We start from the raw sequence: 14,031 nt of genomic DNA, 5'->3' as shown, positions 1-14,031 counted from the left end.
CAAGATCGAGTACGGTGGCCGCGTGCGTGAGGACCGAATCGAGTGAACGCCCGTACGCCCTTGTCACCGGCGGGTCTGCCGCTGCGCGACACGCGCTACCGGACCTTCGAGCAGTACCCGGAGTTCGCCGCGGCGACGACGTGGCTGCGCGACTACGTGCGCGCCGCAATACCCAACCCGCGGATGAGTGAACGCGAGTACTGGTCGGTGGTGTGCCTGCCGCCGCACGACGGCAGCCACCCCAGCGAGCCGCTCGTGAGCGTGCACGTCGGCGCGATCGAGGCCGCCGCGTTGTTCGTCGAGGCTCCGGCCGGACAGGCACGCCGGCTCGGCGGACGGGTCACCGTCGCCGTCGACGACCTCGAGACCGCCGCCGGCGCGAACGTGGACGTGCTCGCCGCAACCCATCCGGAGCTGAGGTTCCGGCTCGACGGGCCCATCGTGTCGATCGGCTGGTCCGGCGAGCCGGCCGGCCGCGCGCAGTTCGCCGCCGTGCCGTGGGAGCCGGCCGCTGCCGCACTCGTCGGCCGCGTGATGCGCACCGGCAGGTGCCGCTGGGCGGCGCACCACTGCGCCCAGCTGGCGCGGTTCGCGCTGGCCGACTGACACCGGGAAGCGGGGCGCGGAATCCGCGAGGTGCCCGCGGTGTCGTACCGGCGGTGCACCATGGAACGGTGACCGATGTCCTGAGCCGTTTCTCCGAGCCCACCCGGCAGTGGTTCGCGGGCGCTTTCGAAGCCCCGACCGCCGCGCAGCTCGGGGCCTGGGAGTCGATCTCGTCGGGCGCGCACACCCTGGTGGTGGCCCCGACCGGGTCGGGTAAGACGCTCTCGGCGTTCCTGTGGTCGCTCGACCGCCTGGCAGCCACCCCGGCCGAGCACACCGGCACCCGCGTGCTCTACGTCTCCCCGCTCAAGGCCCTCGCGGTGGACGTGGAACGGAACCTGCGCTCACCGCTGGTCGGCATCACCCAGACCGCGCGGCGACTCGGCCTTGAGCCGCCGGAGATCACAGTCGGGGTGCGGTCGGGCGACACGTCGGCCGCCGACCGGCGCACCCTCGTCCGCACGCCGCCGGACATCCTCATCACCACCCCCGAATCCCTGTTCCTCATGCTCACCTCCGCAGCGCGCGAGACACTCGCCGGGGTGGACACCGTCATCGTCGACGAGGTGCACGCCGTCGCCGGCACGAAACGCGGTGCCCACCTTGCCCTTTCCCTGGAACGGCTCGATCTGCTACTCGGGCGACCCGCGCAGCGGATCGGACTCTCCGCGACGGTGCGGCCGCACGAGGAGGTGGGCCGGTTCCTCGCCGGGTCGGCGCCGATCCGCATCGTCGCCCCGCCGTCGGCCAAGACGTGGGATCTGACGGTGCGGGTGCCCGTCGAGGACATGACCGAACTCGGCGTGCAATCCGAGACGGCGGACGACGGGATGCCGGCGGTTCCGCAGGCGGGGTCGATCTGGCCGCACGTCGAGGAGCAGATTGTCGACCTCATCGTCGCGCACCGGTCCACCATCGTGTTCGCCAACTCCCGCCGACTCGCCGAGCGGTTGACGGCCCGGCTCAACGAGATCCACGCCGAACGCGAGGGCGAGGCGGTCGACCCCCGGCCGCGCCCGCCGGCGCAGCTCGGGGCACCCACCGAGGTCTCCCTCGGGGCACAGCCGCTGCTGGCGCGGGCTCACCACGGCTCGGTGAGCAAGGACCAGCGGGCCCTGATCGAGGACGACCTCAAATCCGGGCGGCTGCGCTGCGTCGTCGCGACCTCGAGCCTCGAACTCGGCATCGACATGGGCGCGGTCGACCTGGTGATCCAGGTCTCGGCGCCGCCGTCGGTGGCGAGCGGCCTGCAGCGCGTCGGACGGGCGGGGCATCAGGTCGGCGAGGTCTCTCGCGGGGTGTTGTTCCCCAAGCACCGTACCGACCTGGTGCACTGCGCGGTCACGGTCGAACGGATGGTGGGCGGGCACATCGAGGCTCTGCAGGTGCCGGCCAACCCGCTGGACGTGCTCGCGCAGCAGACCGTCGCCGCGGTCGCCCTCGAGCCGGTCGACGTGGACGAGTGGTTCGACACGGTGCGGCGCAGCGGGTCGTTCGCGACGCTGCCGCGCTCGGCGTACGAGTCGACGCTGGACCTGCTGGCCGGACGGTACCCGTCGGACGAGTTCGCCGAACTGCGGCCCCGGGTGGTGTGGGATCGCACCGCCGGCACGCTCACCGGCCGGCCCGGCGCGCAGCGACTGGCCGTCACGTCGGGTGGCACGATCCCCGACCGCGGCCTGTTCACCGTGTACATGGTCGGCGAGAAGGCCACGCGCGTCGGGGAACTCGACGAGGAGATGGTGTACGAGTCCCGGGTGGGCGACGTGTTCGCGCTCGGCGCGACGAGCTGGCGCATCGAGGAGATCACCTTCGACCGGGTGCTGGTCTCCCCCGCCTACGGACAGCCCGGCCGGCTGCCGTTCTGGCACGGCGACGGGGTCGGCCGCCCGGCCGAACTCGGCGCCGCCCTGGGGGCGTTCGTGCGCGAACTCGGGCACGCCGACCCGGAGGACGCCGCCGCCCGGTGCCGTCGCGGCGGCCTGGACGACAACGCGACCACGAACCTGACCCGGCTGCTCGAGGAGCAGCGCACCGCCACGGGGCATCTGCCCACCGACCGCACCCTGGTCGTCGAGCGGTTCCGCGACGAACTCGGCGACTGGCGCCTGGTGCTGCACTCCCCGTACGGGATGCGGGTGCACGCACCGTGGGCGCTGGCCGTGGGCGCGCGACTGCTCGACCGATACGGCGTCGAAGCCGCACCCACGGCGTCGGACGACGGCATCATCGTCCGGCTCCCCGACACCGAGGACGCACCGCCGGGGGCGGAGGTGTTCGCCTTCGACACCGACGAGATCGAGGATCTCGTCACCGAGCAGGTCGGCGGCTCGGCACTGTTCGCGTCCCGCTTCCGGGAGTGCGCGGCGCGCGCCCTGCTGCTGCCACGCCGCAATCCGGGTAAGCGCGCGCCGCTGTGGCAACAGCGCCAGCGGTCGGCCCAGCTGCTCGACGTGGCCCGTCGCTACCCCACCTTCCCTATCCTCCTCGAGACGGTGCGGGAATGCCTCCAGGACGTCTACGACCTGCCTGCCCTGCGCAGCCTGCTCGGCCGTGTCGCCCGGCGGCAGGTCCGGATCGCGGAGGTCGAGACAGCCACCGCGTCGCCGTTCGCGACCTCGCTGCTGTTCGACTACGTCGGCGCGTTCATGTACGAAGGCGACAGTCCCCTCGCCGAGCGGCGCGCCGCGGCCCTGTCCCTGGACTCGACCCTGCTCGCCGAACTGCTCGGCCGGGTGGAGCTGCGCGAGTTGCTCGACGCCGACGTCATCGCCCGGGCCGAACTCGAGCTGCAGCATCTCGCCCCGGACCGCAGAGCCCGCGACGCCGAGGGTGTCGCGGACCTGCTCCGGTTGCTCGGCCCGCTCACCGACACCGAGATCGCCGAGCGCACCACGGCCGATCCGGCCGCCTGGCTCGACGAACTGGACGCCCAGCGCCGGGTGCTGAAGGTGTCCTTCGCCGGCCGGGAGCGGTGGTCCGCCATCGAGGACGCCTCGCGTCTCCGGGACGCTCTCGGAGTCCCGTTGCCGATCGGCGTACCGACGGCGTTCGTCGAGCCGGTGCCCGATCCCCTGGGTGACCTGATCGGCCGGTACGCGCGCACCCACGGCCCGTTCACCGCGGCGGAGGCGGCGGCCCGGTTCGGACTCGGCACCGCGGTGGTGCAGGACGTGCTGCATCGGCTGGCTGCCGAGAAACGAGTCAGTGCAGGGGAGTTCCGGCCCGGCACGACCGGCGCGGAGTGGTGCGACACGGAGGTCCTGGGGCGGCTGCGACGACGGTCGCTCGCGGCAGCACGCCAGGAGGTCGAACCGGTCGGGACCGCCACCCTCGGCCGGTTCCTGCCGGCGTGGCAGCACGTGGGTGGCGGACTGCGCGGGGTGGACGGGGTGGCCACGGTCGTCGAGCAGCTGGCCGGGGTGCCGGTGCCGGCGAGCGCGCTCGAGCCGCTGATCCTCGCCCCCCGGGTCCGGGACTACTCCCCCGCAATGCTCGACGAACTCACCACGACGGGCGAAGTCGTCTGGGCCGGCTCGGGGCAGATCTCCGGCAAGGACGGCTGGGTCTCGCTGCACCTGACCGACACCGCTCCGCTGACCCTCGCACCGGCAGCCGAGATCGACGAGACCGACGTCCACCACGGCATCCTGGACGCGCTCGCGGGCGGCGGGGCGTACTTCTTCCGCCAGCTCACCGACTCCCTCGGCACCACGGACGCGGAAACCTCCTCGGCTCTCTGGGATCTCGTGTGGGCGGGTCTCGTCTCGGGTGACGCACCGGCCGCGCTGCGCGCCCTCGTCGGCGACACCTCACGCGCGACCCCCGCGCACCGCACGCCCCGCCGGGCCCCGCGCGCCCGGATGTACCGCGGACGCCCGGCACTTCCGAGCCGCAGCGGACCCCCGACGGTCGGCGGCCGGTGGTCGCTGCTACCCGAGCGGGAAACCGACCCGACGGTGCGCACCCATGCCACCGCGGACCTGCTGCTCGAGCGGTACGGCGTGGTCACCCGCGGCGCGGTCGTCACCGAGGGCGTGCCGGGCGGTTTCGCGCTGATGTACAAGGCGCTGAGCCGGTTCGAGGAGACCGGCCGGTGCCGTCGCGGCTACTTCGTCGACACGCTCGGCGGTGCCCAGTTCTCGACACCGGAGGTGGTGGACCGGTTGCGGTCCTACGGCGAGTCGCTCGAGGGCCGCCACACCGACACACCGGCGGTGACCCTGGCCGCGTGCGACCCGGCGAACCCGTACGGTGCGGCCCTGCCGTGGCCCCAGTCGGCCGCACCCGAGGACTCGCCGCGGCACCGTCCCGGGCGCAAGGCCGGTGGGCTCGTGGTGCTCGTTGACGGCGAACTGGGACTGTTCGTCGAACGCGGCGGACGCACGGTGCTGACGTTCACCGAGGATCCGGGGACTCTCCGCGGCGCGTGCGCGTCACTGGCCGGCACGGTCAAGGGCGGTGGCCTGGACACTCTCGTCGTCGAGAAGGTCGACGGCAGGTCCATCCACGGCCACCCGTTCGCCGAGTTCCTCGCCGAGGCCGGTTTCTCGGCCACCCCGCGCGGCTTCCGGTTGAGGGCCTGATGCCCGAGGGCGACACGGTCTTCCGGGCGGCCACTCTCCTGCGCGGCGCACTGGCGGGAAAGCCGTTGACGCGCTGCGATATCCGCGTTCCCAGGTACGCGACAGTCGACCTGACCGGCACCGTGGTCGAGGAGGTGCTCGCGCGCGGCAAGCACCTGCTGATCCGCGCCGGTGCGCACACCATCCACACCCACCTGAAGATGGAGGGAGTGTGGGACGTCCATCCGCCCGGGACACGCTGGCGCCGCCAGGGATACCACGCCAGGATCGTGCTGGCCGTCGAGGACGCTGAGGCCGTGGGCTTCGACCTCGGCATCGTCGAGGTGCTCGACCGCGACCGCGAGGCGGAGGCCGTGGGACACCTGGGACCGGATCTGCTCGGGCCGGACTGGGACCCCGCCGTCGCCGCGGCCAACCTGGCGCGCGACCCGAGCCGCCCCGTCGGCCTGGCACTGCTCGACCAGCGTGTGATGGCCGGGGTCGGCAATGTCTACCGGTGCGAACTGTGCTTCCTGCGGGGCGTGCACCCGGCGACTCCGGTAGCGGACGCGGGAGAGCCGGCCGCCTGGGTCGATCTGGCGCACCGGCTGCTCACGTTCAATCGGGACCGCGTCAGCCGGATCACCACCGGCGACCGCCGGCCCGGCCGGGGCACCTGGGTGTACGGGCGCGCAGGTAAGCCGTGCCGCCGGTGCGGCACGGCGATCCGCACCGGAGCGCTGGGGTCCGCCGAGGACCCGGACCGCAAGATCGACTGGTGCCCGTACTGTCAGCCGCGGACCGGGGACGGTCCAGCCGCCCCGGCTCCGTGACCCGGGTCGCCCCCGGCTCCGTGACGCGGGTCGCCCCCGGCTCCGTCACCCGGGTCGCCCCCGGCTCCGTCACCCGGGTCGCCCCCGGCCGTCTCAGTGGTTGCGCAGCGCGTCGATGAGCTCGCTCTTGCGCTTGGACGAGTAACCCGACATTCCGAGTTCCTTCGCCCGCTTCTTCAACTCGTCGACCGTCCAGTCCTCGTAGGACCCCGATTTGCCACCCTTGTGCCCGACCGAGGAGCGGCCACGATTCGCAGCCGCATTCGAGATTCGGGCGGCCTTCTCCTTGGAGGCGCCGTCGTCACGCAGTTCCTGATACAGCTTCTCGTCCTTGATCGACGACCTGGGCATGGTGCCCCTCCTTTCGTCGAGCGTGCTGTTGTGCTGCGGATACCCCTCCGGTCGGGGCCGTACACCTCCGGCCTGGACCAGCAGGCTCACACAGTGCCGCACCAACCGCTCCGGCGAGACCGCGACGGTGCCGTCCAGGTAGCCGATGAACAGGCTCGTCAGTGCCCCGACCAACCCCACGGCCACGAGGTGCCGCTCCTCGCGGTCGGTGATCGCCGTGAGCTGGTGCCGGACGAGCGCCACGAACGCGGGAGCGAGATCGAGGCCCCGGCCGCCGAGCGCCGGTTCGCGCAGCGGGCCGAGCAGCAGCACCCTGCCCACGGCCGGGCGGTCCACGATCAGCTCGACGAAGGCCCGGACCGCCGCTCCGGGAACGTCCCGCGGTTGCGGGACCGTTCCGACCGCGCCCTCCAGCACTGTGCGCACCTGTTCCCCGACCGGTGCGTACACGGCGCGCACGAACGCGTCCCGGTCGTCGAAGCTGTCGTAGAAGTACCGTTCGGTCAGGCCGGACGCCCGGCACACGGCGCGGACGTCGGCCGCCGGTCCGTCCGGCGCACCGAGCAGGTCGATGCCCGCCGACAACAGTGCGTCCCGGCGTGCCCGCCGGCGTTCCGCCATGTCGGTGCCGCCCCAGCGCCGCGCGCCCTCTCCACCACCGCGATCCCGTCGTCGACCGTCTGCGCCGTCGGATCCTACGCGCCGGGGCCGGCCGCGACGGATGCACGCGGTTGCCGCCTCGGTGTGCCGGGCGGTCTGTCACCCTTGTCGGCATGGACTCCGATGCCAACGCGCTCCTGCACGGCCCGTTGTTCTCCCGGCGCATGCCGCTCGACCGCGGCAATGCCGCCAGTCGCATCAGCGCCTACATCTACGGCAACGTCCTGGTGCTCGCGGCACTCGTACCGATCGTCACCGGGCCGAAGTACGTCGGCATCGCGATCGTGCTCGGCACGGCTCTGTCGACGTTCGTCGCCCACGCGTTCGCCGAGGCGGTCGGGCACACCGTGCGCCAGGGCACCCCGTTGAGCCGCGCGGAGAAGATCGCCGAACTGCGCAACTCGGTGCCGATCCTGAGCTCGGCGGTACTACCGTGCGCGATCCTGGGGATGGGCTGGCTGGGGTGGCTCGAACCGCGCACCGCCCAGCTGCTCGCCGAGGTCGCCGTGCTGGTGCGGATCGGAGGCATCGTCTTCGTCATCGGCCGCCTCAACGGGGAGCGGCCGGGCCGAAGCTCGTTGGTCAGCGCCCTCGCGCTCACCGCCGTCGCCGCGACCGTGGTGCTCGTCAAGGTGATCCTGACCCACTGACATTGCGCTCCCGGCTCGGCGACCGATGTCGGGGCGCGTCGACCACCGCGGCTGCCCCGGCCGCGACTCAGGCGCCCGTCGGCACCGGCTCGAGGATCTCCGCGCGTGCCTCCGGGGCGGCCGCCCGCAGTGCGTCGGCGGACTCGTCGTCGGGCCGGCTCTGCGATTCGATCTCCGCGTCGACCCTCGCCCGGTAGGTCGCGATCTCCTGCTCCACCGTCGCGGCGTCCCACCCCAGGACGGGTGCCACCAGGTGGGCCGCCTGCTCGGCGCAGTGCACGCCGCGATGGGGATACTCGATCGAGATGCGGGTGCGGCGGGCGAGGATGTCCTCGAGGTGCAGCGCTCCCTCCGCCGCTGCCGCGTAGACGACCTCCACCTGCAGATACTGTGGGGCATCGGTGAGCGGTTCGAGCAACTCGGGCCGGTCTGCCGCCACCTCGAGCACCTCGTCGATCAGCGATCCGTACCGGTCGAGCAGATGCTTGATCCGGTACGGATGCAGGCCGTACCGCTCGGCGAGCTGCATCGTCTGGTTCACGAGTGCGAAGTAGCCGTCCGCCCCGACCAACGGCACCCGTTCCGTGATGGAGGGGGCGATCCGGGCGGGGATGTCCTCGGCCGCCAGGTCGACGGCATCCTCGGCCATCACCCGGTAGGTGGTGTACTTGCCGCCGGCGATCGCCACGAGCCCGGGCGCGACCCGGGCCACGGCGTGCTCGCGAGACAGCTTCGACGTCTCGTCGCTCTCCCCCGCCAGCAACGGCCGCAGCCCCGCGTACACGCCGTCGATGTCGTCGTGGTCGAGCGGGACGACCAGGACCCGGTTGACGTGGTCGAGGATGTAGTCGATGTCGGCCTTCGTCGCGGCAGGGTGGGCGAGGTCGAGATTCCAGTCGGTGTCGGTGGTGCCGATGATCCAGTGACTGCCCCACGGGATCACGAACAGCACGGATTTCTCGGTGCGCAGGATGATCGCCGAGTCACTGACGATCCGGTCGCGCGGCACCACGATGTGCACGCCTTTCGACGCGCGCACCCGAAACCTGCCGCGCTGCCGGGACAGCGCCTGGATCTCGTCGGTCCACACCCCCGTGGCGTTGATCACCACGTGCGCCTTCACCTCCGTGATCGAGCCGTCCTCCGAGTCACGCACCCGTACGCCGGAGACCCCGTCGGCCTCGCGCAGGAACCCGACCACCTGAGTCGAGGTGCGCACCACGGCGCCGTAGTGCGCGGCGGTGCGGGCCACGGTCATCGTGTGCCGCGCGTCGTCGACGACGGTGTCGTAGTACCGGATCCCGCCCACGAGCGAGTCGCGTTTGAGCCCGGGCGCCATGCGCAGCGCGCCGGATCGAGTCAGATGCTTCTGGGCGGGCACGGATTTGGCGCCGCCCATCCGGTCGTAGAGAAAAATCCCCGCGGCGATGTACGGGCGCTCCCACCCACGGTGGGTGATGGGGAAGAGGAACTTCAGCGGCTTGACCAGATGCGGGGCCAGCGTCGAGAGCGACAGTTCGCGTTCGCGCAGCGCCTCGCGGACGAGGCCGAACTCGAGTTGCTCGAGGTAGCGCAGCCCGCCGTGGAACATCTTCGACGAGCGGCTCGACGTGCCCGAAGCGAAGTCCCGCGCCTCCACCAGTGCGACCCGCAACCCGCGGGTGGCGGCGTCCAGGGCGGCGCCGGCGCCGACGACACCGCCACCGATGACCACCACGTCGAACTGTTCCGAGCCGAGTCGTCGCCACGCGTCACGGCGCTGCTGCGGTCCGAGGACCTGGACGCCTGGTTGGTTGGTCACCGCATCGCTCCCGTGAGTCGCCGACGTTTCCGCACTCAGGCTAGTAGGTTCGTCCGCAGACTGCCGTCCCGAACCACACGCCCGGAGAGGTTGCCGTGACCCGATACATCGCCGCGATCGATCAGGGGACCACGTCGAGTCGCTGCATCATCTTCGACCACGACGGTCGCATCGTGGCGTGGGCCCAGACCGAGCACGAACAGATCCTCCCCCGCGCGGGCTGGGTGGAACACGATCCGGAAACGCTGTGGATCAACACTCGCGAGGTCGCCGCCCTGGCACTGGCGAAGGCGGATCTCACGCGTGCCGACATCGCCGCGATCGGGATCACCAACCAGCGCGAGACCACGGTGGTGTGGGAACGCTCCACGGGCCGGCCCATCCACAACGCGATCGTGTGGCAGGACACCCGCACCGATCGCCTCGTCGAGCAGCTCGCCGGGGACGCGGGCGTGGACCGGTATCGCGACGCCACGGGCCTGCCGTTGTCGACGTACTTCGCGGGCCCGAAGGTGCGGTGGATCCTCGACAACGTCGAGGGCGCCCGGGAGCAGGCGGAGGCCGGCGAACTCGCGTTCGGGACGGTGGACAGCTGGATCCTGTGGAACCTCACCGGCGGCACCGGCGCAGGCAACCGGCAGCCGGGGGTGCACCTCACCGACGTCACCAACGCCTCGCGCACGATGCTCATGAATCTGGAGACACTGCAATGGGATCCGGACATCTGTGCGGATTTCGGTATTCCGATGTCGATGCTTCCGGAGATCCGGAGCTCGTCCGAGATCTACGGCTACGCCCGTGACCGCGGACCGCTCGCCGGCGTCCCGGTGGCCGGCATCCTCGGCGACCAGCAGGCCGCGACGTTCGGTCAGGCGTGCCTGTCGCCGGGGGAGGCGAAGAACACCTACGGAACCGGCAATTTCCTGCTTCTCAACACCGGGACGACGCCGGTGCGCAGCGAGCACGGACTGCTGACCACCGTGTGCTACCGCGTCGGCGACGCCCCGGCCGTGTACGCCCTCGAAGGGTCGATCGCCGTCACGGGCTCGCTCGTGCAGTGGATGCGCGACAATCTGGGGCTCGTGCGCACGGCCGCGGAGATCGAGGACCTCGCCGCCACGGTCCCCGACAACGGCGGCGCGTACTTCGTACCGGCCTTCTCCGGCCTGTTCGCCCCGCGGTGGCGCCCCGACGCGCGCGGCGTGATCACCGGCCTCACCCGCTTCGTCAACCGGGGGCACCTGGCGCGGGCCGCACTCGAGGCGACCGCCTATCAGACCCGCGAGGTCATCGAGGCGATGCACGCCGACTCCGGTGTCGAACTGCACACCCTGAAGGTGGACGGCGGGATGGTCGTCAACGAGACCCTGATGCAGTTCCAGTCGGACATCCTCGGCGCCCCCGTGGTCCGTCCCGTGGTCTCCGAGACCACCGCGCTCGGTGCGGCGTACGCGGCGGGCCTGGCGGTCGGCTTCTGGGACGGTGAGGACGACATCCGGCACAACTGGGCGGCCGGCCGGACCTGGGAACCGAAGATGGACGGCGCCGAGCGGGAACGGCTCTACGCCGAGTGGAACAGGGCGGTCGAACGGACCTACGGCTGGGCCTGAGTGGCGTCGCCCGCGTGCGGCGCTGCGGCTCCGGGACGGGTTCCGGCTCGCGCGGCGCGGCCGAGCCGCCTCGGTGAGGTCGGCCTCCCCGAGGGTCGCGAACCACAGCCGCGCACTGCGGCCGTGGTCCCCGGAGCCCACGAAGGCGGCCGGCACGAAGCCGACGCCGTGCCCGGCCGCGACGGGCAGCACCGTCCGGCGAGGGCCGCGAGGTGCCGGGGGCCGCGCGGCGCGACGGCCTCGGGGAACCCTCATTCCGGAACGAGGTCACCCGGCACAGGGTGCAGCACCCGCGTCCGCATCGCCTCGGGAGCGACGTCGCGCGGGTCGGTGAGGTAGTACTCCCGGAACGGTCCCCCGGCCCCGAGACCGCGCTCCTCCAGCCACCCGAACAGGGCGTGATAGGCGACCGGGAGCAGCGCGACCGGACCGACGAAGTCCACGCCCGCGAAAGTCCCGCCGGGCAGCGTCGTCGTGGCGGTGTCCACACGTCCGGGCGGGGACCGCAACTCGAGGCCGACGCCGAACTGCACCACGCCGTCGAGGGCGGCCGGGTACTGCCCCACCACCGGCGCGTCGGTGGGCAGCCCGGCACTCGACGCGTCCGCCAGCAGCGCCGTCACGAGGTTCGTCACATCCGTATCCAGAGCCTCGGCGGTCGATTCCCCGTTGCGCCACAAGACCGTTCGATCCTCGATCCGGTACCGGCACACCGGGAGGCCGTCGGCTCCGGCGTCGGCGAGGGACGCGACGAGGGCGAGCGCCCGGTACTTGCGGGCGGCCTCGCACTCGATCCGCTCCCGCTCCGCGGCGAGGACGGCCTCGGTGTGTCCGGGGTCCTGCAGCAGGCGACGGATCGCCGGGACGGACACCTCGGCTCTGCGCAGCACCGCGATGCGCAGAGCCGCGGCGAGCTGCTCGCGCGAGTAGTACCGGTATCCGGTATGCGGATCGACCCGGCCCGGAGCGAGCAGCCCTTCGCGGTCGTAGTGGCGCAGCGTCCTGACGCTCAGCCGGGACATCCCGGCGAACTCGCCGATGCTCAGCCATCCGCCGGCCGGACTCACCCGGTCACCACCGCCCCGCTACCGGCAACCTCCGGCGCGTACGGGATCACCGTGATGACGTCGACGAGCAGGCCGTCGGGATCGACGGTCATGAAGTGCCGCTGTCCGAAGTCCTCGTCGCGCAGTTCCGACGCGATCGGGAGTGCGAGGTCCCCGGCTCGCGCGTACACGGCGTCGACGTCGTCGACCTCCACCGAGATCAGCACGCCGGCGGGCGTGGAGCGGTGGGGCCGGGGAATCGTCTCGTGGCCGTGTGCCACGAGACCGAGCTGCACGGTCTCGTCGGTCGCCGCCTGCAGCTGCACATACCAGCCGCTGTCGAAGACCACGCGCAGACCGAGCAGCCCGGCATAGAAGTCGCGGCTGCGGGCGACGTCGTGAGCGGGGACCACGGGGAAGATGCTGTTCGTTCGCATGCGTCCACCGTCGGCCCTCCCCCAGGGAGAGAGTCAAGGACGTCGCCGCCGGTCATCTGGCTCAGTCCAGGTGGTCGTCGTGCCGCATCAGCTGACGCGCCGCCTCGGTGATCGACCCGGTCAGCGACGGGTAGACCGAGAAGGTGTGGGCGAGGTCGTCGACGCTGAGGTTGTTCTGCACCGCGATCGCGATGGGCAGGATCAGCTCCGAGGCAGTGGGCGCGACCACCACACCACCGATCACGACGCCGGTGGCGGGACGGCAGAAGATCTTCACGAAGCCGCGGCGCAGCCCCGCCATCTTCGCGCGGGGGTTGGTGTGCAGCGGCAGCATCACGGTGCGGGCCGGGACCTCGCCGTTGTCGATCGCCGCCTGGCTGACACCGACCGTGGCGATCTCGGGCCGGGTGAACACCGCCGAGGCGACGGTCTTGAGCCGGATCGGGCTGACCCCCTCACCGAGGGCGTGGTACATCGCGATGCGGCCCTGCATCGCGGCCACCGACGCCAGCGGCAGCAGCCCGGTGCAGTCGCCGGCGGCGTAGATCCCCGAGACGGACGTGCGCGAGACCCGGTCGACCTGGAGGTAACCGCCGCGGTCGAGTTGCAGGCCGACCTTCTCCAGCCCGAGGCCCGCCGTGTTCGGCACCGAGCCGACCGTCATCAGCGCATGGCTGCCCTCGACGATGCGGCCGTCGGCCAGCTTGACCCGGATCCCGTCCCCGGTGCGCTCGACGGCGTCGGCGCGGGCGTGCTTGACCAGGTTCACGCCCCGCTCGGCGAAGGCGTCCTCGAGCACGAGGGCGGCGTCCTCGTCCTCGTGCGGCAGCACCCGGTCGCGGCTCGAGACGAGCGTCACCTGCACGCCGACCTCCGTATAGGCCGAGACGAACTCGGCGCCGGTCACACCGGAGCCGACGACCACCAGGTGCTCGGGCAGCGCGTCGAGGTCGTAGAGCTGACGCCAGTTGAGGATGCGGTCACCGTCCGGCTCCGCCCCGGGCAGTACCCGCGGGCTCGCGCCCGTCGCGATGAGCACGACGTCGGCGTCGAGGACCCGCTCCTCGCCGGTGAAGAGATCGGCGCGCACCTGGTGCGCCGCCATCCCGACCTGGGTGTCGATGAGCTCGCCGCGTCCGCTGAGCAGCTGCACGCCGGCCGCCTCGAGCTTGGTGCGGATGTCCGCGGACTGCGCCCGGGCGAGACTCTTGACACGGGTATTGACCTCGGGCAGCGCCACTCCGGCGCTCTCGAGCCGAACGCCGAGGTCGGCCGCTCGGCGCATGTCGGTGCGGATGCCCGTGGACGCGATGAACGTCTTGGACGGCACGCAGTCGAAGAGCACGCAGGCACCGCCGATCCCGTCCGAATCGATCAGTGACACGGTCGCGCCGTACTGAGCCGCCACCAGCGCCGCTTCGTAGCCCGCAGGGCCGCCGCCGATGATCACGATCCGGGTCATTGTTCTCCTC

At 71.9% G+C, this 14,031-nt stretch carries 10 protein-coding genes and 1 pseudogene; 5 read left to right on the top strand and 6 right to left on the bottom strand.

What is annotated here, in order from left to right:
* Positions 1–42 precede the first annotated feature (42 nt).
* The 3 genes from QYS60_RS15305 to QYS60_RS15295 all read left to right on the top strand — a co-directional run bounded on the left by QYS60_RS15305 (position 43) and on the right by QYS60_RS15295 (position 6,004).
* Positions 43–606: a hypothetical protein gene (locus QYS60_RS15305; RefSeq protein WP_289378700.1), complete on the top strand. Its 564-nt coding sequence runs from the start codon at positions 43–45 to the stop codon at positions 604–606.
* Positions 607–674: 68 nt separating this feature from the next.
* Positions 675–5,192, top strand: coding sequence for an ATP-dependent helicase (locus QYS60_RS15300; protein WP_371383568.1), 4,518 nt, complete (start codon positions 675–677; stop codon positions 5,190–5,192).
* Positions 5,192–6,004 carry a DNA-formamidopyrimidine glycosylase family protein gene (locus QYS60_RS15295; protein WP_371383567.1) on the top strand — a complete coding sequence of 271 codons (813 nt, stop codon included), beginning with the start codon at positions 5,192–5,194 and terminating at the stop codon, positions 6,002–6,004. The genes QYS60_RS15300 and QYS60_RS15295 overlap by 1 nt, the downstream gene beginning before the upstream one ends.
* 93 nt (positions 6,005–6,097) lie before the next feature.
* Here the strand turns inward: QYS60_RS15295 and QYS60_RS15290 are convergent, their stop codons facing one another.
* Together QYS60_RS15290 and QYS60_RS15285 are read right to left on the bottom strand one after the other, a co-directional pair.
* Positions 6,098–6,355 (bottom strand): Rho termination factor N-terminal domain-containing protein, encoded by a 258-nt coding sequence (locus tag QYS60_RS15290; protein ID WP_003935700.1) that lies wholly within the window; start codon positions 6,353–6,355, stop codon positions 6,098–6,100.
* Between the two features lie 69 nt (positions 6,356–6,424).
* Positions 6,425–6,976 (bottom strand): annotated as a pseudogene (locus tag QYS60_RS15285) (hypothetical protein); the annotation flags it as partial.
* Between the two features lie 152 nt (positions 6,977–7,128).
* Between QYS60_RS15285 and QYS60_RS15280 the strand changes: the two are divergent.
* Entirely contained in the window at positions 7,129–7,665 is a 537-nt protein-coding gene (locus tag QYS60_RS15280; protein ID WP_003935701.1) for a hypothetical protein, read from the top strand.
* 67 nt (positions 7,666–7,732) lie between these two features.
* On the opposite strand, the gene glpD is transcribed toward QYS60_RS15280, so the two are convergent.
* Positions 7,733–9,466, bottom strand: a complete 1,734-nt coding sequence (gene glpD, locus QYS60_RS15275; RefSeq protein WP_003935702.1) for a glycerol-3-phosphate dehydrogenase — start codon at positions 9,464–9,466, stop codon at positions 7,733–7,735.
* A 95-nt stretch (positions 9,467–9,561) separates the two neighbouring features.
* Here glpD and glpK point away from each other — a divergent pair, with 95 nt between their 5' ends.
* Entirely contained in the window at positions 9,562–11,076 is a 1,515-nt protein-coding gene (gene glpK / locus QYS60_RS15270; RefSeq protein WP_289378697.1) for a glycerol kinase GlpK, read from the top strand.
* Between the two features lie 251 nt (positions 11,077–11,327).
* Here the strand turns inward: glpK and QYS60_RS15265 are convergent, their stop codons facing one another.
* The 3 genes from QYS60_RS15265 to QYS60_RS15255 all read right to left on the bottom strand — a co-directional run bounded on the left by QYS60_RS15265 (position 11,328) and on the right by QYS60_RS15255 (position 14,021).
* Entirely contained in the window at positions 11,328–12,143 is an 816-nt protein-coding gene (locus QYS60_RS15265) for a MerR family transcriptional regulator (RefSeq protein WP_289378696.1), read from the bottom strand.
* Complete coding sequence (locus QYS60_RS15260; protein ID WP_040781790.1) at positions 12,140–12,559, bottom strand: VOC family protein; 420 nt, start codon at positions 12,557–12,559, stop codon at positions 12,140–12,142. Before QYS60_RS15260 ends, QYS60_RS15265 begins: the two co-directional genes overlap by 4 nt.
* Before the next feature lie 61 nt (positions 12,560–12,620).
* Positions 12,621–14,021 (bottom strand): NAD(P)H-quinone dehydrogenase, encoded by a 1,401-nt coding sequence (locus QYS60_RS15255; protein ID WP_003935706.1) that lies wholly within the window; start codon positions 14,019–14,021, stop codon positions 12,621–12,623.
* Positions 14,022–14,031: the final 10 nt, after the last annotated feature.

Source organism: Rhodococcus sp. GXMU-t2271, from assembly GCF_041414735.1.
Classification (GTDB): Bacteria; Actinomycetota; Actinomycetes; order Mycobacteriales; family Mycobacteriaceae; genus Rhodococcus; species Rhodococcus indonesiensis.
This window is presented reverse-complemented; position numbering and strand designations above follow the sequence as displayed.